The sequence below is a fragment of the Shinella sp. OV683 genome, assembly GCF_057787725.1.
In genome coordinates this window covers 1,766,980-1,786,845 of the sequence record NZ_CM173543.1, presented here as the reverse complement: position 1 = coordinate 1,786,845, position 19,866 = coordinate 1,766,980, and the positions used below count along the sequence as shown (strand labels likewise).

Genomic DNA, 19,866 nt, shown 5'->3' with positions numbered 1-19,866 from the left:
GATGCAGAGCACAATAAGAGAATGATCCACGGCGCGTTGCCGATTCGGCAACACCGGTTGCCAAAGCCTGTTGAGCATCGAACGGATCGCGAGGCTGCGCCAATGGACAAGTAAATCCCGCGCGATCGGCTGAGAGGCGCGGCGATAATTCTCGTTAAGCTGTTGAATAGTTTTATTTTACGAAGAATTTTGGCAGCTCGGACCGGCAGGCGGCACCGGTCGCCGAGCGCATCGGGAAATCAGTTCTCGAGCGCCACGGCACGACGAGATGGCTTTACACATAGCGCAACCCGTTGCTTACCAAGCATGAAACTTCGGCCGCCTCTCCGCGAGGGCAGCCCGCTCGTATCAGGCAGAGCACGGCATCATTTTGCCCTGCACAAAACCGACGCCGTTGGTCAGTTGAACCGGCCGTAACGGCCGTCGCTATAGACCAGCGGCGCCTCCTGCGCGACGCGGATCGCAACTGCCCGGCCAAGCACGATGCCATGGCTGTGCCGCTCGATCAGTTCATCGACGACGCAATCGACAATGGTTGCCGCATCATCCAGCACCGGCGCCCCGCTGACCAGGGTCGTCCAGCCCGCGCCCTCGTAGCGTGCCTCACCCTTGATGCCGCCCATGCCGGAAAAGCGGCTGGCGATCTCATGCTGGTTATGTCGCAGAATGTTGACGCAGAAATGGCCTCGCAGCTGGATGGCCGGCCAGGTCGACGAGCTGCGGTTGATCGTAACGATCATCATCGGCGGCTCCATGGAAAACGCCGTCGCCGAGGTGACGGTCGCACCCGTTCGATCACCTGGCACCCCGGCCGTGATCACGGAGACGCCACCAGCCACCGTACGCATCGCACGCTTAAGGTCGGCCGCATCGACACTTTGAAGTCCGGAAGCACTTGCGATGTCTTTCTCTCTGCAAATCGAATTCATGGCGACCTCCCAGCGGTTTGGAGACCGCCCGCATTTTGCGGGCGGCGAAATGTCGTTCTCAGACTGTCAGCACCAGCGAGCCGACGGTCTTGCGGGCCTCGAGATCCGCCTGTGCCTGTGCCGCGTCTGCGAGCTTGTAGGTGGTGATCTTGTCTGCCGTCACAACGCCGTTTTGCAGCATGTCGAACAGCGCTGCAGCACCCGGCTCCAGCTGGTCGCGGCGCGCCATGTAGTGCGCGATCGAAGGTCGGGTGAAATAGAGCGAGCCCTTGGCGCCGAAGATGCCGCCATCGTTTGGCGGGATGGGTCCGGAGGACGTACCGAAGCTGACCATCATGCCGCGCTGCCTGAGACTGTCGAGCGAACCCGCAAACGTCGTCTTGCCCACCGAGTCATAAACGACATCTACACCGTTCGGAGCAATCTCGCGCACCTTGGGTGCAAAGGAACCGTCAGTGTCGACGATAACGTGGTCAGCCCCGGCGGCCTTTGCAATCGCGGCCTTCTCGTTAGTGCTGACGACGCCAATGACAGTAGCGCCGATGTGCTTGAGCCATTGTGCGGCAATCCTACCGACACCACCGGCGGCAGCATGAAGCAACACGGTTTCGCCCGATTTCACTGGGTAGGCGGCATGGATGAGGTATTGCGCCGTCAACCCCTTGAAAAGCATGCCCGCTGCAACCTCGAAAGACACGCCATCGGGGATTTTTACCACGCGGCCCGCCGGGATCAGACGACCAGTGGAATACGCTGCCGGAGGACCACCGGCATAGGCGACGCGGTCGCCGGCCGAGACATGCTTCACGTTGCTGCCGACCGCCTTGACCGTGCCTGCACCTTCAACACCCAGGCCGCTCGGCAGCGGCAGGGGGTAAAAGCCGGTGCGATGATAGATGTCGATGTAGTTGACGCCGACTGCGCCATGCTCGATCAGCACCTCGTCTGGTCCAGGAGCGGCAACCTCTGCCTCGACCCATGTCAGAACCTCAGGTCCGCCGGTCGCGGTAAATTTGAAAGCGCCGTAATTCATTGTCGACCTCAATAATTCAGGAATGGAATGACCGCATCGTTGAAAGCCCTTGGCTCGCAATAGGACACGGCGTGAGCACCGTAAGGGAGCACCATCAACTCGGCGCCTCTTATGGCTTCGTGTAGTTCCTCGGACACCAATCGCGGTGTCAAAATATCGTCTTGGGCGACCAGCACCAGTGTCGGTGCGGCAATGCTGCCGAGATAGGGACGCCCATCAAAACTCGTCACCGCGTCGATACGTGCGTCGAGAATGCTCGGCGTCGTCGAATTGCTGACATTGATCTCGAGATCCTGCTCGATCCGGTCCCAGGCCTCGCAGACGTATCTGGGGGGATAAAGAAATAGGGGCGAGGCGCGGTGGAACGCCGCCGGACCTTCCGCCCGCAACACCGTCTGCCTCAAATCCATGCACATTTTCATTTGCGGGCAGAGAGTTGCCCAAGTTGCATACAAAATGAGCTTTTCGATCCGTTCAGGCGATTTCGCCGCGATCACCTGCCCGATTGCGCCGCCGGTGGAATGACCGACCAATGAAGCTCTTTCAATATGGAGCGCATCCATCAGGCCGATCAGGTCATCTGCCAGCAATTCGATACTATAGGTCTGCTCCGAACGTGTGCTGCGGCCGGTGCCCCGGTGGTCGTAGCGCAGCACGGTATAATGCTTGGCGAGCTCGACGACATTGGGCTCCCAATACGAGGCCACGCCCGCAAGGCCTGAAACCAGGATGACCGGCGGCCCCTCGCCGGTGATTTCGTAGAAGACGTCAGTTCCGCCGACAGACGCAATCGCCATGTGAGCGCACTCCTTATCAAATGCACGTATCGATGGTTGAATGCGCCTAATTTTTCACCGCGGCGATCGTGGCGATCTCAACCAGGAATGCCTCGCGAACAAGCGGCGTCTGGATCGTGTAGCGCGCCGGCCGGTGGACGGGGAAGTAGGATGCGTAGACCTCGTTCATCGCTGCGTAGTCGGCGAGATCCTTGAGGAAGATGTGGTTGAAAACCACTGTTTCCATCGATCCGCCACCAGTCTCAATGGCAGATTTGATCAGTTCCAGCACAACACGGGTCTGTTCCCGGGCATCGCCTTCGCCCAGAATCTTGCCATTGACATCCATGGCCAGCGTGCCCGAAACATAGATCATGCCATTGGCTTTGGTCGCAGAGCTATAGGGCGCGAGCGGCGGCGGGGCTTGCGGCGGCACAATGATTTCAACCGTCATGATATGTGGGTCCTCGTTCGATGCTGATGGGCTCGGCGGCGGTTGCAAGCAAAGGCGCCTTTGATCGCTTTCTAACAAAGTCCCGGACGGATGCGTAAATCAGATTGAGGGATGGCGCGTTGCCTGCTCGGCAACACAAACCGAAGCAGCCATGGCATGGAATTTGCGTTTCACTGGGGAAGAGATTTCCGGAGTGATGACGCCAGATGAATTTCAATACGTATCGATATTTCAACGAAGTGGCCGAGACCCGTTCCATCCGTCGTGCCGCCGACCGGCTGCATATCGCGCCGTCGGCAATATCCAGGCAGCTCGCCATTCTCGAACACAGCCTCGGCACGCTGCTGCTGGAGCGTACCAATACCGGCATCCAGTTGACGCCAGCAGGCTTGATGCTGGAGCGCTACACGCGCCACATGTTCCGCGACCTGGAACGGGTGCAAGATAGCATCAAGAACCTCAAGGGCCTGCGCCAGGGCGAGGTGAAAATCTGGGTGATCGAGGGCCTGATCCTCGATTTTCTGCCGCGCGTGATCTCGGAATTCAACGACAGCTTTCCGGCCATCAAGTTCTCGGTGTTTTCCGAGTCGACCGACCGGATCATCGAAGCCATCATTCGCGACGAGGCGGATATCGGCGTCGTCTACAACGTCAAAAACCGGCCGGGAATCGAGATCGTTGCGCAATATTCCGAGCCGGTGATGTGTCTCGCCGGCAAGGACCATCCGTTTGCCGACCGCGAAAGCGTGACGCTCGCCGAGGTCTGCAGCCAGCAAATCTCCATCCCGTTTGCGAGTTTCGGGCTTCGCCAGCTTTTCGACAAGGCGGTGTCGCGGCAGGGTCTGACGCCCGACGTGCTGGTCTCGTCCAACAATCTCGAGCTTACCAAGACCATGGCGCTGACCGGCAAGACATTGGCTGTCGGCCCCGCACTCGCCGCCCGCAAGGAAATCCGCGACGGTTCGCTCAAGGCCATCCCCATCCATGACGCCGATTTTGCCGATGCGACATCTGCAGTCTGCGTCCATCGTGACCGGCGGCTTTCCTATGCGGCCAACGAATTCCTCAAGAAGATCAACAAGGCATTCACATCAGCGGCGCAGGGACGCTTTCCTTAAGTCAGGCCGCTGGCGTTGCTCCCACCGTTGCCAAACAGGCAACGCGACATAGACCAAACTCGTTTACGTCAGAGAGAATTTTGCTGCTAGCGTCATGCTCAAGGACAGCGATGCGCAGTCGAGAAGAATAAGGGAATTGAGAGAAATGACAGCTCAGGGGAAATCTGTGGAACTCGGCGTGTTCATCCCCGTCGGCAACGGCGGCTGGATCACCTCGACCACATCACCGCAACTGCCGGCTACCTATGAATACAACAAGCAGGTGACGCTGCTGGCCGAGGAGCTGGGCTTCGATTTCGCACTTTCGATGGCGAAGTGGCGCGGCTATGGCGGCCCGAGCCAGCATTGGGATTTCACGCTCGAGTCGCTGACCACCATGTCCGGCCTCGCCGAAGCGACAAGCCGCATCGGTGTCTGGGGAACCGTGCACACGATGATCTTCCACCCGGCAATCGTCGCCAAGATGGCCGCGGTACTAGACCAGATTTCCGGCGGCCGCTTCGGTCTCAATCTGGTGGCCGGTTCCAACCCAGCCGATCAGGGACAGATGGGCCTCTGGCGCGATCTCGATCATGAGGGCCGCTACGCGCTGGCCGAGGAGTGGATCACAGTCGCCAAGCGTCTCTGGACGGAAGATCGGGTCAATCACGAGGGCACGTTCTACAAGCTTGAAGACTGCATGTCGAACCCCAAGCCGAAGACGGCACCGCCAATCATCTGCGCCGGCGCCTCTGATCGCGGCTTCCGCTTCACGGTTCAGAACTGCACGGGCAGTTTCCTGCTCGGCAGCAACCGTGACGACTTCGTCAAGACCGGCCTGCGCGCCAAGGAAATCGCCCGCGAAATGGGTCGCAACGATTTCAAGACTTACGGCCTGTTCACCATCGTTCCCGGCGCCACCGACAAGGAAGCCCAGGACCGCGTCGATTATTACAATTCCGGAGTCGACGTCATCGCGCTCGACAACCAGACGCGCGAATATTCGTCCGACCCGAGTCTCAAGCAAAACACCATGGCCAACCGCTTCATCGACCAGGGCAACATGCGCAGTTCAATGAGCCAGGCGGCGGTGATCGGCTCACCGGAAACCATCGCCGACAAGCTCGCCTACATCATCAAGAATGCCGACCTCGACGGCATGACCGTCATCGTGCCGGATTTCATCGACGACCTCAAAACGATTGGCACGGAAGTGGTTGCCGGGCTGGAGGCCGCCGGTGTGATGACCACGGCATTCACTCATCAGCATGGTGGCGCCGATGCCCGTCATTAATCCGAAAGGATTGAAACAGCAGACATTCTATAATCACGCCATCGCCCGGACCGGCACACCAATCTTCCTCACCGGCCAGGTCGCCTGGGATGAAAATGGTAATGTCGTGGGCGCTGGCGATATCGATGCGCAGGTGGCGCAGGTCTACAAGAATATCGAATTGGCGCTCGAAGGCCTTGGTGCGACGCCCGCCGATATCGTCAAGACCACCACCTATGTCACCGAGCGTGGCCTCGCACCTTCGATCCACAAAGGTCGGATCGCCTTCTTCTGCAACGTCCCCTTGCCCGCCAGCACCTACATACAGGTTACCGGGCTCGCCGATCCGGAACTGATGCTGGAAATCGAAGTGATCGTCATGTTGCCTGCAGACAGCGCGGTCTTCAGTTCGCCCTGAAAATCTCAAGCGCGACGATCTGCTTCAGCGTCCGGTCGAGTTGCTCGACCAGCGACTTCTCGTGCGTGCGAAAACGCGCGCTGGGCGTGGGGATCGAGATCGCATAGAGATCGCCCTGCAGATTGTAGAATGCAGCACCCACCGCCGAGATACCCTCGGTATGCTGGTTGCGATCAAACGCGATGTTGGAGGCACGGACATCCTCGATTTCGCGCATGAACGCCTCTGCCTCGGCGGGATCGGACGCCGCCGCCGGCCGCTCCTGCGCCAAGAGGTTGAGAATCTGTGTGTCGCCAAGCTTGGCGAGGCAGGCTTTGCCATTGGCCGTATCGCAAAGCGGAAACGTCTCGCCGACGAAGGACACCGTGCGCAGTCGGTGCGTACCCGGAATCTGGTCGACGAAGATCAGCCGCTTGCCACGCAAGACGGCAAGATCGACCGTCTCCTTGGTGCGACGGGCGAGATCAACGAGGTAGGGCCTCAGCATTTCAAGCACATCGATCCGCGCCGCCTCGGCCAACGCCCCGAGTTCGGGCCCGAGGCGAATACCGCGCTCCGGGCTCGCGGCAATGACGAACTGCTCGGCCTGCAAGGCGTTGACGATGCGCTGCACCGTCGAGCGCGGCAGGTCGACACGATCGGCGATCTGGCCGAGGCTCAGGCCGTCGTTTTCGTTCTTGAGGCTTCTCAGGATGGCGGCCGCACGCGCAATGACCTGAATGCCTGCCTTGCTGTCGCCATCGTCTTTGTCTGCCATCTCAGTGCCTTCGTAATGCGTCGGTGATGCCGACTACAAGAAATATGCCCGGCGATCCAGATCAGATCAGAAACCAACCTGGTCGCCGCCCTTGAGACCGAGTATTTGACGGGCCTCCGCCGGTGTGGCGATCTCGTGGCCAAGCTCGGTAAGGATGCGCCGCACCTTGGAAACCTGCTCGGCGTTGGATGAGGCAAGTTTGCCCTTGCCGATATGCAGCGAATCCTCGAGGCCAACCCGCACCGAGCCGCCGAGCATCGCACTCTGGGTCGCAAAGGGCATCTGGAAGCGTCCTGCCGCCAGCACAGACCAGCGATAGTCCGCGCCGAACAGGCGGTCGGCCGTGCGCTTCATGAACATGAGATTGTCCATGTCAGGCCCGATGCCGCCAAGGATGCCGAAGATCATCTGTACGAAGAACGGACCCTTGACCAAGCCGCGATCGACGAAATGTGCTAGATTGTAGAGATGGCCGACATCGTAGCATTCATGCTCGAATTTCGTTCCATGCTCCTCGCCCAGCATCTTCAGAATTCGTTCTATGTCGCGGAATGTGTTGCGGAAGATGAAATCGTCCGTTCCACGCAGATACGGCTCTTCCCAGTCGTATTTCAACGAGGAGTAACGGTCCGCCAGTGGGTAGATGCCGAAATTCATCGAGCCCATGTTGAGCGAACACATTTCCGGTTTGGCGATCAGGGGCGCGGCCAGCCGTTGCTCGACCGTCATGTTGAGTCCGCCGCCGGTGGTGACATTAATCACCGCATCCGTCGCCTGCTTGATGCGCGGCAGGAACTGCATGAACACCGCGGGATCGGGCGTCGGCCGCCCGTCCCTGGGATCACGCGCATGCAGGTGCAGGATCGATGCGCCTGCCTCCGCCGCCTCGATCGACTGGCGGGCGATATCGTCCGGCGTGAAAGGCAGCGCGTCGGACATTGTCGGCGTGTGGATGCCGCCGGTTACCGCACAAGTGATGATGACCTTTTTCGAGATGTCTGCCATGTCCAAGTCCTTATGTCAGTCTGCCGCAGAGCGGCTCTCATTGCTTTTCGAACATCACCCGGCGCCGGATCGGTACGAGTGAAACTCCGGTCTTCTCGGCAAAGATACCCCAGAGACCGCGCGGCGCTTTCAGCATCACGGCGATTGCTACCGCACCCAGCACCATCAGATAGACGGTACCGAGATCCGCCAGCGTCTCGCGCAGCACGAAGAACAGGATCGTGCCGATGATTGGTCCCTCGATCGTGCCGATGCCGCCGATGACGGCGATGAAGATCACATAGGCCGTCCAGTCATTGACGCTGAAGGCGGCGTCTGGCGAGATGCGCAGCTTCTGCAGGAAGATGAAGGCGCCAACCATCGAGGTGCATGCGGCGACCGCCACATAGACACCGAACTTGGTCACCCAGCCGTCGACACCTAGGCTTTCGGAGGCGATCTGGCTGTCGCGCAACGCCGTCAGTGCCAGCCCGGTGCGCGAGCGCAGCAGCAGGATGACGAAGACGAGTGCACCAACGGCCAGCGCCAGGCCCGTCCAGTAGATCATGATTTCCCGCCAGGCACGGCTGCCGGCCATCGCCGAAACGACCGATGTCGGAAGTGATGTGCCCGACCCGCCGCCGAGTGTCGAGACCTGCGCAAAGCCGAGCCGTAGCACCTCTGCAAACACCCAGGTGCCGATCGCGAAATAGGCACCATGCAGCCTGAAAAGCAGCGGCGCGATCGGAATGGCGATCAGAGCGCCCAAAAGCCCGGCGATCACGATCGCCAGCAGCGGATGGACGCCGAAAAAAACGCACAGAGCAAACAGCGCATAGCCGCCAAAGCCGACATAGGCTTGCTGCCCCACGGATACCAGACCGGTGTAGCCGGCCAGCAGGTTCCACAATGTGGCCAGCGCGATGAAGGAATAGACCTCGCCAAGCAGCCGGACACTGGCACGTCCCATCAACCAGGGTGCGGCCACCAGCGCCACGAATGCGAGCAGTGCAAGAACGGCGGTGATACGGCTGGTTCGGGTGGATCGTTCGATCTGGAAAGCCATGCTCATCCGTCCATTCTCGGGAAAAGGCCCTGCGGCCGGACCGCCAGCACGATGAAGAAAACGATGTGACCGGCAAGGATCTGCCAGCCCGGCGAGATCTGCGCACCGATGGCCTGTGCAACACCCAGCACGATGCCCCCGGCCAAGGTACCCCATAGGTTGCCGAGCCCGCCGATGATGACGGCCTCAAAGCCGAACAGTAGTCGCGACGGCCCGGACGATGGATCGAAATTCGTCCTGATCGCCAGAAACACTCCGGCAATCGCCACCACGGCGGCCGACAGTGCCATGGCCATGCCGAAGATATGGCCGCGGTCCAGCATCATCAGCTGGGCGATTTCCCCATCGTCGGATGTCGCGCGGAAGGCGCGGCCCAGGCGTGTGCGGAAGAACACCCATTCCAGCCCGAAAATGACCAATACCGACGCAATGAACATCATGAGCGGCATCACGCCGATGCTGAGACCCGGAACGAGATGCACACTCGCGGTTTCGATCGACCCGGCGGTCAGCCGCCGGCTGTCGGCGGTGAAGCCAGCCAGCAGGCCGTTCTGCAGGATGACTGAAATCCCGAACGTCACCAGCAATGGCGAAAGTAAGTCCTTGCCGATGGTCGGATTGAGCAGGAAGCGCTGCATGAGATATCCGATGATCGCCATGATCGGCACCACCAGCACAGCCGAGGCCAGCGGATGCAGGCCGGTCAGCTGGACGATGACCAGTGCGACGTAAGAGGCCAGCACGATCAGATCGCCATGGGCGATATTGACGAGGCGCATGACGCCGAAGATCAGCGAGAGACCTGCCGCAAAGAGCGCGTATAGTCCCCCCAGCAATATTCCCTGCGTGATGGCATTGATCCAATCCATGGCGATCACGTTCCGAAATATGCGGCGGTAATTTCCGCGCGATTGAAATCCGAAGGCGCGCCCGCAAGCGAGACACGGCCTTCCTGCATGCAGATGAACTGGTCGGCGACACCCAAGGCGCGCGACACATCCTGCTCGACCAGCACAACGGAGACGCCGGTCGCCACGATACTCGGCAGCGCCGCATAAATGTCCTTGATCACCACGGGCGCGAGACCGAGCGAGATCTCGTCGAACAGGATGATCTCGGGGTTGGCCATCAGCGCCCGGCCGATGGCCGCCATCTGCTGCTGGCCACCCGACAGCGCCGTGCCGGGATTGTTGCGCCGCTCGGCCAGGATCGGAAACAGCGCGTAGATGCTCTCGAGTGTCCAGTGCCCGGCAGGCGCGCGTTCACCGCCAATGATCAGGTTTTCCTCGACAGTCAAAGAACGAAAGAGCCGTCGCCCCTCCGGCACCATGGCGATGCCCAGCCGGGCGATCCTGTCAGGACGCATGCCGCCGATCGGCTGGCCACGCAAGGAGATCATCTCCGGTTTGCTGGACACGAGGCCAGTGATCGCCTTGAGCAACGTCGATTTTCCGGCGCCGTTCGCGCCGATCAGCGACAGCACCTCCCCGGACTTGAGCTCGAGACTGATGCCGAACAGGGCCTGGAAGTCGCCATAACCAGCCTTCAGGTCCTGCACCCTAAGGATCGTCTCAGCCATGCGCTGCCTCCCCCTCGATGCCCATGTAGATCGCCGCAACCTCCGGGCTCGCCATGATCGCCTGCGGCTCCCCTTCGGCAATCTTCTTGCCGAAATCGATGACGGCGATGCGATCGACGACGGCCAGCAGCGCATGCACCACATGCTCGATCCATATGATCGACACGCCGTGGCTGCGCACGGTCTTGATCGTCTCGATCAGTTGCTTGCATTCGGGCTCGGTCAGGCCACCTGCAATCTCATCAAGCAGCAGGAGCTTCGGCGAGCTTGCGAGCGCGCGCGCCAGCTCCAGCCGCTTGCGTTCAAGCAGGGTCAGCTGGCCGGCCAGAACATTGGCCTTGCGGGCAAGCCCGGTGAGTTCAAGCACTTCGACGGCGTATGCCTCGCTGTCACGCTCCGACTTGCGGCGGCCGAAGGCGGCACCCACCAGCACATTCTCGTATGTCGTCATCCCGATGAAAGGATGTGGGATCTGGAACGACCGTCCGATGCCACGGTGGCAGCGCGAACGCGCCGGCAGCAGTGTCACATCCCCGCCATCGAAGCGCACCGTGCCGGCATCCGCCCGCACCGTGCCGGCTACCAGATTGAACAAAGTCGTCTTGCCGGCGCCGTTCGGGCCGATAATCCCCAGCGCCGCGCCCGGCTCCAGCGACAACGAGACATGATCCGTCACCTGTATCGCGCCATATCGCTTCGATACATCTTCGATTTCGAGAATGGCCATGGTCCGCCCTTGAATGAATAAGAAGCCGGACCTCCTCGCCCGGCTCCCCAGAAGAGCACATGCTCAAAGCAGCTGCAATTCGCCGCCCACAGGAATTTCCGGCGCCGTTTTGTTGGTGGTGATCACCAGCTCCATCTTGCCGTTCTGCTTTTGCCATTGGCCGGCGACCAGCGGCGTCTTGGTAACGTTCTTGACGGGTCCCTTCGACCAGTCGACGGGGCCGACAATGGTCTTCATGCTGGTCGCCTTGATCGCCTCGACGATAGCAGCGCTGTCCTCGAGATCACCGGCGCGCTTGACCACATCGGCCACCACTTCAAAAAGGGCGTGCTTGAACCCGATTGGCTGCGTCCACGGCCTCGATGTCGCTGATACATAACCCTCGGCGAGCGATTTTGCGCTATCGCCCGTCAGGCTCGAGGAGAACGGATGATTGGGCGTCCACCAGATCTCCGACGATAGCCCGACGCCGCGATCGCCAAGTGACGCGATCACCGCCGGAAACAGCAGTGCCTTGCCGATGGTGACGATCTTCGGCTTGAAACCCTGCTGGCCTGACTGGCTCCAGAATGTCGCGAAGTCCGGCGGGATCATGTTGCCGGTGACGATCTCCGCACCCGCCGCCTTGAACGCCGAGATCTGCGCCGTGAAATCGTCAGACAGCGGCTGGTAGCGGCCGGGATCGGTGAGCTTGTAGCCCGCGCCAGACAGCGGCTTCGGAAAACCACGCTCCGCATCACCCCAGGCATTGCCATCGGCATCATTGGGGAAAAGCCCGCCGACGTCCTTCTTCACGCCTGGATGGTCCCAGAGCGACAGGAATGCGCCGATCACGTCCTCCAGGCCCCAGAAGAAGTGGTAGGTGTTCTCGAAGCCGGTCTCGGGATTGCCGTTGCGGCCGAAAAAGTAGGGCTGCCATGGGCAATCAGTGGTGATGCAGGGCGTGCCGTTGGCCTCAGCCTGATCCGAGACCGGGTTGACGGTATCGGGTGTCGAGGCCGCGACGATGATATCGACCTCTTCCTTGAGGATCAGTTCGGCAGCGACCTCGGCCGCGCGATTGGGATTGGACTGGCTATCCTTCGAGATAATCTCGATTGCCCAGCTCTTGCCGTTGTTCTCGATGCCGTTGGCGAGCGCCTTGTTGATGCCCGCGAGAATATGGTCGTCGGCTTCGGCAAAGCCCGCCAGTGGCCCGGTGCGCGGACTGACATGGCCGATCTTCAATTTCGGGGTATCGGCATAGGCGCGAGTGAAATGCAGGATGGCGGGCGTGGCCAACGCCATCGCGCCGGCTTTCATAAAGGTGCGACGCGAGACGCCGTTCAGTCCTCTGATATTCATCGTCATGGTTTCTCCTCCCTGATCAACCAATTGAATTGCTATGCGATTTCTATTCGATAGGCTTGAATTCCTTGAGATATCGATAGACGCGCGCCCTCAGCGCCTGCGCCTTGTCCTCGGACCAGGACCGGAACCCTTCCCCGGACTTCATCCCGAGTTTTCCCTCTCTCACAAGGCCAGAAAGATAGGATGACGGCTCGATGTCGCGATTGAGATGCTTGAGCACGACATTGTGGATGTCGAGCGTCAGGTCGGTGCCGACCAGATCAGCGTTTTCGAGCGGCCCCAGCACCGCGAGCCGTCGGCCGAAGCTTGCCTTCACAACCGTGTCGACGGTCTCTGCATCGGCAATGCCTTCCGCCACAATGGCGATGGCCTCACGCCACAGCGCGTGCTGTAGCCGGTTGCCGACGAAACCTGCGACATCCTTCTTGACACGCACGGGCGTCTTGCCGACGGAGGCGAGCAGATCAACCATCAGGCTTATGACATCCGGCGAGGTCCTTGCGGTTCCGACGACCTCGACCAGCGGCACGAGGAACGGCGGGTTCCACCAATGCGTCCCGAGGATGCGGTAAGCCGTGGCGAGATCGCCGACAATCTCGGTGATTGGGATAACCGAGGTATTTGAAGCCAGGATTGCCGTGGCGGGCGCATGCCTGACCAGATCCGCAAAGATCGACCTTTTCAGCTCAAGCTTCTCTGGTGCAGCCTCGATGACGACGTCGGCGTCGCCCACCACCTCACCAAGATCAGCATGCCCCAACACTCGCTCCTCCGCCCCGGTCGGCAACTCGAGATCGGCCAGGTTCTTGGCGATCCGTCCCCGCAGGCTGTCGAGCGCCGGTCGATGGGCGTCGAAAACTTTGACGCTGTGGCCAGCAACCGCAAATACCTGCGCTATGCCGTGGCCCATAAGGCCAGCGCCGATGACGGCGATCTTCTCTTTCCCAGCCATCATCACCCCGCCGTGTAGCCGCCATCGGCATAGAGAGTGTGGCCGGTGTAGAAATCCGACGCGCGAGACGTCAGGAACAGTAGCGGACCGGCAAGATCGTCGGGCTCACCAAGTCGACCCTTTGGCACGCGCGCGAGAAAGCCCTTGCGGACCTCCTGCGCCTTGTCGGTGTCCTCGAACATCCAGGCCGTCAGCGGTGACCGAAAAACGGTCGGCGCAATCGCATTGACGGTAATGCCGGTCGGTCCCCATTCGCAGCCCAGCGCCCTGGTGATCCCATCGACAGCGGACTTGGAGGCGCAATAGGCGGTGTAGCCGGCGGGATGGCCGAGAAGCCCGCGCGCCGACGACATCAGCACCACCTTGCCACCTTCCCCCTGCGCCAGCATCTGCTTGCCAGCGGCACGCGCCATCAGCCAGCTCTGCGTGACATTGGCATCCATCACGTCGAGGAACCGCTCTGGCGCCATCTCGGTGATCTTCGACACATCGTTCTTGCCAGACGCAACCACGAGAATGTCCAGCCGCCCGAAGCGAGCGACAGTATCGGCGATGATCGCCTCACAGGACGCTTCGTCGGACGGACGACGATTGATCGTAAGCGTTTTCGCGCCAACCCCCTTGCAGGCGGCTTCAGTCTCGGCAAGGGCCGAGGCGTTGCCGGCCACAAGTGCGACCTTGGCCCCCGCGCCCGCCAGGATACGTGCGGCCAATGCGCCGAAGGCTCCGGAGGCACCCGTAACCACAGCCACCTTGCCCCTGATATCGAACAAAGCGAGCGGATTGCGTATGACATCGCCGTCGGTCATGGCGAAACTCCCGGTGGATAAGGAATGACGACCAGCATCTTGCAGACATGGTTCGAACGATTGACTATCTCTCGGACTTCGCCGGGCGGGATCGTCGCGCTGTCATAGGCTGCGAGCACGGTCTCCTTGCCGTCTACAATCACAGTCATCTCGCCTTCGAGCACCACATACACCTTCTCGAACGGCGTGGAATCCGGACCGGCGCCAGCGCCGGGCAGGAATTGTGACAGGCCTACCCATTGGTTTTTGGGTCCGGCATCTTCGAAACCCTGCAGACGCAGGCCAACCACGCCGCGGTGATTGGGCGCATCATAGGGCTTCGCCTCGGCAAAGCGCTTGACGTGCATCAGAATGCCTCGCCTTTTTCGATGCGGTAATTCTGGCCCTTGTCGATCATCGCCACGAGCCGGATGATGCAGCCGTCGCCGCGATCCCAGTTGATCGGGAAGAAAGCGAAGGTGCAGCGCTTGCCAGTGACCGCATCGAGGTCGCCGCCGACATTCTCGATGCCAAGGATACCCGCCTTGAAAATCTTCTGGTGCACGGGCTCCCATTCTGGAAACGCATCCTTCCAGTCCACGCCGCCGGACCACTGCTTGTATTCCTCGGCGAGATGCGGCAGCAGCGGACCGTTGCGCTGCGGACCGATCGCGGTTGCCAGCGGATGGTCGTTGGCCTGGGTGTCGTGACCGACAACCTTGACGCCCTTTTCGATCATCCAGTCGGCAGCGGACGGCACGAAGCCCGGGCAATAGGCGAAGTAGTCGCCATCCTCATAGACCTTGTGCCAGCCGGTGTTGATGACCAGCACATCGCCCTTACGGATCGACTTGCCGCAGGCCTTCTCGAGATCGTCATAGGTGATCTGTTCCCACTTCTTCTTCGGGATCGACACGACGATGCCCGAGCCGAAGAAATGCGGCAGCGGCACTTCATCGATAAATGGCGTGCCCTGCACCACATGTGCCGGCGCATCGATGTGGGTCGTGACATGCATCGTCGTCGTGATGGTCTGGCTCAGCACACCGGACTTGGCCATGTAGTGCATGCGCTCGATACGGACGTCGCGGAAGTATGGCCAATTGGGGCACTGGTATCCAAAGCGATGCGACAGATTATAAAACTCGATCCCCATCGGGTTGTCGAGATTGTCCTGAAATTCAATACCGCGCACCGTGATAGACATGCAAAACTCCTCCCTCGCAAGCGCACAGCGCTTGCGTAGCCTTCAAATCAAAAGTTGGGTAACTCCTCCCAGAGCGCCGTGTATTTCAATACGGTACATCTGTATCGTTTTTTGTCAAGGATGATTTTTGATGGTATGAGAGACCCCGCTATAGCGAGGTCTCTCACGGACTTGAGGCTTAGTTTGAAGATAGATCTTTCAGATCGCCGGGCTGAAACTGCCCGTGACCTGCTTGCGATATTGATCGAAGACCGCAGCCACGACACGCACCACCGGCCTGCCCGCTTCGGTCATTTCGACCACACGGTCACGGACCGTGACGATGCCATCCGCAACCAGCGGGCGGAGCAGCGCCATCTCGTCGGAAAAGTCCTCGCCCGATCCTGTCCCTTTGAGGTCGACCCGGAAATTGCAGAGGAGTTGGGAGATGATGAAGCTACGGATCTCATCGGCGCGGGTCAGTGCCAGCCCCTTCACCGTTGCCAGTTGCCCTTCCCCGATCAGGCGGCAATAGCGCGGATTGTCGGATATGTTCTGGGCATAGCCGCCCGGCAGCTTGGAGATCGCCGAGGCGCCCAAGCCGATCAGCACATCATTGTCGTCATCGGTGTAGCCCTGGAAATTGCGTCTGAGGCGGCCTTGATAAGAGGCGGCCAACAGCGGGTCCGTCATCCGGGCGAAATGGTCGATGCCAATCGCCTCATAGCCGTTTGTGAGAAAGGCATCAGCGACCGCACGCGCCAGCTCGATACGCGCCGCCGCATCCGGCAGGTCGCGCGGATCGATGAGCCGCTGGTTTGCTCGCCGCGAGGGTATATGCGCATAGCCGTAGCAGGCGATCCGGTCCGGCGCCAATCGCGTCACCGCGGCCACGCTGCGGGTCAACGATCTGACCGTCTGCAGGGGCAATCCGTAAATGAGGTCGAAATTCAGGTTCGTGATGCCGGCATCCCGCAGATACGCCACCGCCGCCTCGACGACCTCGAACGGCTGGATGCGCCCGATTGCGGCCTGTACCAGCGGATCGACATCCTGCACCCCAAGACTGGCGCGGTTGACGCCGAGCGCCTTGAGGTCACGCGCCATCGCTTCATCGACGGTGCGAGGGTCGAGCTCGATCGCATGCTCGATCTCGGCCTCGATATCGAAATGCTCGCCGAGCACTTCCAGTACCGATGCCAGCCCATCGGCCCCGAGACTGGTTGGCGTACCGCCACCCCAATGGATGCGCGCCACCTTCAAGCGCCCCCTTGTGCGCGCCGCAACAAGAGCGATTTCGCCCTCCAACGCCTGCCTGTAAGCATCAAGCACGTGGTCGCGATGCACCGCCTTGGCGTGGCAGCCGCAATAGTGACAGAGCTCCCGACAATATGGCACGTGCAGGTAGACGGACACATGCTGGCCCGCCGGCAGAGCGTCGAGCCATTTTGCATGCTCCGCGCCACCGACATCGGTGCCGAACTCCGCCGCCGTCGGATAGGACGTGTAGCGCGGCACTGGCAGCACCGCATAGCGCTGAAGGGTTTCTGCCGCGACGCTCATTAGTGTTCTCCGGCCTTGCGCGCCTTGGCGGGCTTGCGTGCGTTCTTGCGTGCGTTGATGCGGTCCTCGCGCATCTCGAACCACATTGCGTTGAGAATGGCGAAGCTGCAGGCTAGGCCGACGCCGAGTATCCAGGAAAAGTACCACATGATTTGCTCTCCTCAGTAGGCGTTGGGGTTGGTGGAGATCGTGTCCGCCGAAACTTTGCCGCGCATCACGCGGTAGACCCAGGCCGTGTAGGCGAGGATCAGCGGCAGAAAGACCGCAGTTGCGAACAGCATGACGAACAGCGTCAGATGACTGGAGGATGCATCCCACACCGTCAGGCTGACATTCGGATTGAGTGAGCTCGGCAGCAGGAAGGGAAAGAGCGAAACACCAGCTGTCGAAATGATGCCGAAAATCGCCAATGTCGTTCCAAGCAATGTCAGCCACGGCATGCGCGCGAAGCCCAGGAAGGCGAGTAGAGCGCCGGCAAAGCCAAGAACAGGAGCCGTGATCATCCATGGATGCGAACCGTAATTGGCAATCCAGGCGCCCGTAGCCAGAGTAACGACTTTTCCCAGAGGATTGGACGGACCCGCAACGTCCTGCACGCCACTGACGACATAACCGCTGATGCCATAGGCAATCCAGAGACCCGCAAGCGCGAACAACACGATCGTCGCCAACGCCGCCATGCGGCCATATTGCTTGGCGCGCCGGGCAACAGGTCCCTCGGTGCGCAGACCGATCATCGCCGCACCGTGGCTGACCAGCATGGCGACACTGACGAGACCAGCGAGCAGCGAGAAGGGATTGAGCAGGCCAAAGAAATTGCCTGCATAGGACGGCCGCAAGGTTTCATCGAGATTGAAGGGCACGCCCACCAGCACATTGCCGACCGCCACGCCGAAGATCAGTGCCGGAACGAAGCCGCCCACAAACAGCGCCCAATCCCAGAAATTGCGCCAGCGCGGGTTATTAAGCTTGCCGCGAAACTTGAACCCTACCGGCCTCAGGATCAGCGCCAGTAGGATGATGAGCATCGCAAGATAGAAGCCCGAGAACGACACGGCATAGAGCGCCGGCCACGCGGCAAAGATCGCGCCGCCGCCGAGGATCAGCCAGACCTGGTTTCCTTCCCAGGTCGGTCCGACGAGATTGACGAGGATACGGCGCTCCTCGTCTGTGCGGGCAACGAATGGCAACAGCGCACCGGCGCCGAGATCGTAGCCGTCCATGACCGCAAAGCCGATGAGCAAGACGCCAAGCAGCAGCCACCAGATAAGCCGTAGAGTTTCATAATCGAGAGGTATCGTGTCCATTGTTCTATCTCGCTTATCGTTGATGTGCTGGAGCAGCGTTGGGAAGGGCGCTTTCGTCGCCATCGCTCGGAAGGCCCGAATGGGCTGCGGGTCCGGCTTTGATCGTCTTGACGATCAGGAAGATCATGACGATGAACAGCGCCGTGTAGAGCGTGACGAAGAAGGTCAGGCTGATCGCCAGGTCCATGACCGACAGACCCGAGACCGCGTAGAATGTCGGCAGCACGCCTTCGATTGCCCAGGGCTGACGGCCATATTCCGCGACGATCCAGCCGGCTTCGATGGCGATCCACGGCACCGGCAGGCTGATGAAAGCGATCCTGAGGAAAGTCCGATAGTCGCCGATTTTATGCAAGCTGCTCAGCACCAGCGAGACAGCGAAGAATGCGATCATATAGAGGCCCATCGCCACCATGATGCGAAAGGTCCAGAACAGCACCGGGACATTCGGGATCGTATCGAGCGCCGCCTTCTGGATCTGCTCCGGCGTAGCATTGCCGATATCGGTTCGGTGGCGCTTGAGCAGCAGGCCGTAACCGAGGTCCCTCCAGTTCTGGGCGAAAGCCTCGCGCGCCGCCGGGTCCTTGGGATTGGCGCGGACGGCATCGAGTTGCGCCGAGGCCACCATACCGTTGCGGATGCGCTTTTCGGCGAGTTCGACGAGTGACCGGATGCCCGGCACTTCGGTGTTGAGGCTGCGGGTGGTCATCAACCCGAGCACCCAGGGAATCTTGACCTCGAAGCGATTGCCGTCCCTGCCGGGAATGGCAAACAGCGTGAGGCCAGCGGGGGCGGGTTCGGTCTCCCACATCGCTTCTATCGCAGCGATCTTCATCTTCTGGTGTTCGGTCGCGACATATCCGCTCTCGTCACCGAGCACGACCACTGACAACGCCGCGGCCATGCCGAAGCTCGCTGCCACCGCCATTGAGCGCTTGGCCATATCGACATGCCGTCCCCGCAGCAGATACCAGGCGCTGATTGCCATGACGAACATCGCGCCGGTCGTGTAACCGGCGCTGACCGTATGAACGAACTTCGCTTGTGCCACCGGATTGAAGACAACATGCAGGAAGTCGGAGACTTCCATGCGCATCGTATCGGGATTGAAGGTCGCGCCGACCGGATTTTGCATCCAGCCATTGGCGATCAGGATCCACAGTGCCGAGAAGTTGGTGCCCAAAGCCACCAGCCAGGTGACCATGAGATGGCCTACCTTCGAAAGCCGGTCCCAGCCGAAGAAGAACAGGCCGATAAAGGTTGCTTCGAGGAAGAAAGCCATCAACCCCTCGATGGCGAGCGGCGCACCGAAGACATCACCGACATAGTGGCTGTAGTAACTCCAACTCATGCCGAACTGGAATTCCATGACGATGCCGGTCGCCACGCCCATGGCGAAGTTGATGCCGAACAACGTGCCCCAGAACAGCGTCATGCGACGCCAGACTTCCCGGCCGGTCATGACGTAGGTGCTCTCCATGATGGCCATCATCACGGAGAGGCCGATGGTGAGCGGCACAAAGAGAAAATGATAAAGCGCAGTGGCCGCGAATTGCCACCGCGCCAGATCCACTACAGTCATGTCGATCATATCAAAGGTCCCATGCAAACATCCGGCGCTCCGCCG

At 60.5% G+C, this 19,866-nt stretch carries 22 protein-coding genes; 3 read left to right on the top strand and 19 right to left on the bottom strand.

Going from position 1 to position 19,866, the window contains the following annotated elements; genetic code table 11:
* Nucleotides 1–398 precede the first annotated feature (398 nt).
* The 4 genes from ACXHRN_RS08520 to ACXHRN_RS08505 are packed head-to-tail and all read right to left on the bottom strand — an operon-like array spanning nucleotide 399 to nucleotide 3,192.
* Nucleotides 399–929 carry a flavin reductase family protein gene (locus ACXHRN_RS08520; protein ID WP_488640887.1) on the bottom strand — a complete coding sequence of 177 codons (531 nt, stop codon included), beginning with the start codon at nucleotides 927–929 and terminating at the stop codon, nucleotides 399–401.
* Nucleotides 930–987: 58 nt separating this feature from the next.
* A complete protein-coding gene (locus ACXHRN_RS08515) occupies nucleotides 988–1,962 on the bottom strand; it encodes a quinone oxidoreductase family protein (RefSeq protein ID WP_488640886.1) in 975 nt (324 codons plus the stop codon).
* 8 nt (nucleotides 1,963–1,970) lie between these two features.
* On the bottom strand, nucleotides 1,971–2,759 hold the full coding sequence (locus ACXHRN_RS08510; protein WP_488640885.1) for an alpha/beta fold hydrolase: 789 nt from the start codon (nucleotides 2,757–2,759) through the stop codon (nucleotides 1,971–1,973).
* A gap of 46 nt (nucleotides 2,760–2,805) precedes the next feature.
* Nucleotides 2,806–3,192 (bottom strand): Rid family hydrolase, encoded by a 387-nt coding sequence (locus ACXHRN_RS08505; RefSeq protein ID WP_488640884.1) that lies wholly within the window; start codon nucleotides 3,190–3,192, stop codon nucleotides 2,806–2,808.
* Between the two features lie 206 nt (nucleotides 3,193–3,398).
* Between ACXHRN_RS08505 and ACXHRN_RS08500 the strand changes: the two genes are divergently transcribed.
* From ACXHRN_RS08500 to ACXHRN_RS08490, 3 genes are all read left to right on the top strand, one after another.
* Nucleotides 3,399–4,310, top strand: coding sequence for a LysR family transcriptional regulator (locus tag ACXHRN_RS08500; RefSeq protein WP_488640883.1), 912 nt, complete (start codon nucleotides 3,399–3,401; stop codon nucleotides 4,308–4,310).
* Between the two features lie 145 nt (nucleotides 4,311–4,455).
* Entirely contained in the window at nucleotides 4,456–5,583 is a 1,128-nt protein-coding gene (locus tag ACXHRN_RS08495) for an LLM class flavin-dependent oxidoreductase (RefSeq protein WP_488640882.1), read from the top strand.
* A complete protein-coding gene (locus ACXHRN_RS08490; RefSeq protein ID WP_488640881.1) occupies nucleotides 5,570–5,980 on the top strand; it encodes a RidA family protein in 411 nt (136 codons plus the stop codon). Before ACXHRN_RS08495 ends, ACXHRN_RS08490 begins: the two co-directional genes overlap by 14 nt.
* Here the strand turns inward: ACXHRN_RS08490 and ACXHRN_RS08485 are convergent.
* The 15 genes from ACXHRN_RS08485 to ACXHRN_RS08415 form a co-directional block, all read right to left on the bottom strand.
* On the bottom strand, nucleotides 5,967–6,737 hold the full coding sequence (locus ACXHRN_RS08485) for an IclR family transcriptional regulator (protein WP_488640880.1): 771 nt from the start codon (nucleotides 6,735–6,737) through the stop codon (nucleotides 5,967–5,969). The two genes, ACXHRN_RS08490 and ACXHRN_RS08485, sit on opposite strands and share 14 nt — an antisense overlap.
* 66 nt (nucleotides 6,738–6,803) lie before the next feature.
* A complete protein-coding gene (kce, locus tag ACXHRN_RS08480; protein ID WP_488640879.1) occupies nucleotides 6,804–7,742 on the bottom strand; it encodes a 3,5-dioxohexanoate:acetyl-CoA acetone transferase in 939 nt (312 codons plus the stop codon).
* Nucleotides 7,743–7,779: 37 nt separating this feature from the next.
* Complete coding sequence (locus tag ACXHRN_RS08475) at nucleotides 7,780–8,793, bottom strand: branched-chain amino acid ABC transporter permease (RefSeq protein WP_488640878.1); 1,014 nt, start codon at nucleotides 8,791–8,793, stop codon at nucleotides 7,780–7,782.
* Nucleotides 8,790–9,656, bottom strand: a complete 867-nt coding sequence (locus ACXHRN_RS08470) for a branched-chain amino acid ABC transporter permease (RefSeq protein WP_488640877.1) — start codon at nucleotides 9,654–9,656, stop codon at nucleotides 8,790–8,792. The genes ACXHRN_RS08475 and ACXHRN_RS08470 overlap by 4 nt, the downstream gene beginning before the upstream one ends.
* Nucleotides 9,657–9,661: 5 nt before the next feature.
* Nucleotides 9,662–10,366, bottom strand: a complete 705-nt coding sequence (locus ACXHRN_RS08465; protein WP_488640876.1) for an ABC transporter ATP-binding protein — start codon at nucleotides 10,364–10,366, stop codon at nucleotides 9,662–9,664.
* Nucleotides 10,359–11,093, bottom strand: coding sequence for an ABC transporter ATP-binding protein (locus tag ACXHRN_RS08460; protein WP_488640875.1), 735 nt, complete (start codon nucleotides 11,091–11,093; stop codon nucleotides 10,359–10,361). Before ACXHRN_RS08460 ends, ACXHRN_RS08465 begins: the two co-directional genes overlap by 8 nt.
* Before the next feature lie 63 nt (nucleotides 11,094–11,156).
* Entirely contained in the window at nucleotides 11,157–12,443 is a 1,287-nt protein-coding gene (locus tag ACXHRN_RS08455) for an ABC transporter substrate-binding protein (RefSeq protein ID WP_488640874.1), read from the bottom strand.
* Between the two features lie 43 nt (nucleotides 12,444–12,486).
* Nucleotides 12,487–13,398: a 3-hydroxyacyl-CoA dehydrogenase family protein gene (locus tag ACXHRN_RS08450; RefSeq protein WP_488640873.1), complete on the bottom strand. Its 912-nt coding sequence runs from the start codon at nucleotides 13,396–13,398 to the stop codon at nucleotides 12,487–12,489.
* Entirely contained in the window at nucleotides 13,398–14,204 is an 807-nt protein-coding gene (locus ACXHRN_RS08445; RefSeq protein ID WP_488640872.1) for an SDR family NAD(P)-dependent oxidoreductase, read from the bottom strand. Before ACXHRN_RS08445 ends, ACXHRN_RS08450 begins: the two co-directional genes overlap by 1 nt.
* Complete coding sequence (locus tag ACXHRN_RS08440; protein WP_488640871.1) at nucleotides 14,201–14,551, bottom strand: cupin domain-containing protein; 351 nt, start codon at nucleotides 14,549–14,551, stop codon at nucleotides 14,201–14,203. The genes ACXHRN_RS08445 and ACXHRN_RS08440 overlap by 4 nt, the downstream gene beginning before the upstream one ends.
* A complete protein-coding gene (locus ACXHRN_RS08435) occupies nucleotides 14,551–15,390 on the bottom strand; it encodes a cyclase family protein (RefSeq protein ID WP_488640870.1) in 840 nt (279 codons plus the stop codon). The genes ACXHRN_RS08440 and ACXHRN_RS08435 overlap by 1 nt, the downstream gene beginning before the upstream one ends.
* 198 nt (nucleotides 15,391–15,588) lie before the next feature.
* Nucleotides 15,589–16,932 carry an oxygen-independent coproporphyrinogen III oxidase gene (hemN, locus tag ACXHRN_RS08430; protein WP_488640869.1) on the bottom strand — a complete coding sequence of 448 codons (1,344 nt, stop codon included), beginning with the start codon at nucleotides 16,930–16,932 and terminating at the stop codon, nucleotides 15,589–15,591.
* On the bottom strand, nucleotides 16,932–17,081 hold the full coding sequence (cydX, locus tag ACXHRN_RS08425; RefSeq protein WP_488640868.1) for a cytochrome bd-I oxidase subunit CydX: 150 nt from the start codon (nucleotides 17,079–17,081) through the stop codon (nucleotides 16,932–16,934). Before cydX ends, hemN begins: the two co-directional genes overlap by 1 nt.
* A 12-nt stretch (nucleotides 17,082–17,093) precedes the next feature.
* Nucleotides 17,094–18,239, bottom strand: coding sequence for a cytochrome d ubiquinol oxidase subunit II (gene cydB, locus ACXHRN_RS08420; protein WP_488640867.1), 1,146 nt, complete (start codon nucleotides 18,237–18,239; stop codon nucleotides 17,094–17,096).
* A 13-nt stretch (nucleotides 18,240–18,252) separates the two neighbouring features.
* Nucleotides 18,253–19,830 carry a cytochrome ubiquinol oxidase subunit I gene (locus ACXHRN_RS08415; protein WP_488640866.1) on the bottom strand — a complete coding sequence of 526 codons (1,578 nt, stop codon included), beginning with the start codon at nucleotides 19,828–19,830 and terminating at the stop codon, nucleotides 18,253–18,255.
* Nucleotides 19,831–19,866: the final 36 nt, after the last annotated feature.

Coding starts and splice junctions, on each gene's coding strand:
- cydX (WP_488640868.1), bottom strand. CDS start 17,081: ATGTGGTACTTTTCCTGGATACTCGGCGTCGGCCTAGCCTGCAGCTTC.
- kce (WP_488640879.1), bottom strand. CDS start 7,742: ATGGCAGACATCTCGAAAAAGGTCATCATCACTTGTGCGGTAACCGGC.
- hemN (WP_488640869.1), bottom strand. CDS start 16,932: ATGAGCGTCGCGGCAGAAACCCTTCAGCGCTATGCGGTGCTGCCAGTG.
- ACXHRN_RS08435 (WP_488640870.1), bottom strand. CDS start 15,390: ATGTCTATCACGGTGCGCGGTATTGAATTTCAGGACAATCTCGACAAC.
- ACXHRN_RS08465 (WP_488640876.1), bottom strand. CDS start 10,366: ATGGCTGAGACGATCCTTAGGGTGCAGGACCTGAAGGCTGGTTATGGC.
- ACXHRN_RS08440 (WP_488640871.1), bottom strand. CDS start 14,551: ATGCACGTCAAGCGCTTTGCCGAGGCGAAGCCCTATGATGCGCCCAAT.
- ACXHRN_RS08515 (WP_488640886.1), bottom strand. CDS start 1,962: ATGAATTACGGCGCTTTCAAATTTACCGCGACCGGCGGACCTGAGGTT.
- ACXHRN_RS08510 (WP_488640885.1), bottom strand. CDS start 2,759: ATGGCGATTGCGTCTGTCGGCGGAACTGACGTCTTCTACGAAATCACC.
- ACXHRN_RS08500 (WP_488640883.1), top strand. CDS start 3,399: ATGAATTTCAATACGTATCGATATTTCAACGAAGTGGCCGAGACCCGT.
- ACXHRN_RS08445 (WP_488640872.1), bottom strand. CDS start 14,204: ATGACCGACGGCGATGTCATACGCAATCCGCTCGCTTTGTTCGATATC.
- ACXHRN_RS08485 (WP_488640880.1), bottom strand. CDS start 6,737: ATGGCAGACAAAGACGATGGCGACAGCAAGGCAGGCATTCAGGTCATT.
- cydB (WP_488640867.1), bottom strand. CDS start 18,239: ATGGACACGATACCTCTCGATTATGAAACTCTACGGCTTATCTGGTGG.
- ACXHRN_RS08495 (WP_488640882.1), top strand. CDS start 4,456: ATGACAGCTCAGGGGAAATCTGTGGAACTCGGCGTGTTCATCCCCGTC.
- ACXHRN_RS08490 (WP_488640881.1), top strand. CDS start 5,570: ATGCCCGTCATTAATCCGAAAGGATTGAAACAGCAGACATTCTATAAT.
- ACXHRN_RS08450 (WP_488640873.1), bottom strand. CDS start 13,398: ATGATGGCTGGGAAAGAGAAGATCGCCGTCATCGGCGCTGGCCTTATG.
- ACXHRN_RS08475 (WP_488640878.1), bottom strand. CDS start 8,793: ATGAGCATGGCTTTCCAGATCGAACGATCCACCCGAACCAGCCGTATC.
- ACXHRN_RS08415 (WP_488640866.1), bottom strand. CDS start 19,830: ATGATCGACATGACTGTAGTGGATCTGGCGCGGTGGCAATTCGCGGCC.
- ACXHRN_RS08460 (WP_488640875.1), bottom strand. CDS start 11,093: ATGGCCATTCTCGAAATCGAAGATGTATCGAAGCGATATGGCGCGATA.
- ACXHRN_RS08520 (WP_488640887.1), bottom strand. CDS start 929: ATGAATTCGATTTGCAGAGAGAAAGACATCGCAAGTGCTTCCGGACTT.
- ACXHRN_RS08470 (WP_488640877.1), bottom strand. CDS start 9,656: ATGGATTGGATCAATGCCATCACGCAGGGAATATTGCTGGGGGGACTA.
- ACXHRN_RS08455 (WP_488640874.1), bottom strand. CDS start 12,443: ATGACGATGAATATCAGAGGACTGAACGGCGTCTCGCGTCGCACCTTT.
- ACXHRN_RS08505 (WP_488640884.1), bottom strand. CDS start 3,192: ATGACGGTTGAAATCATTGTGCCGCCGCAAGCCCCGCCGCCGCTCGCG.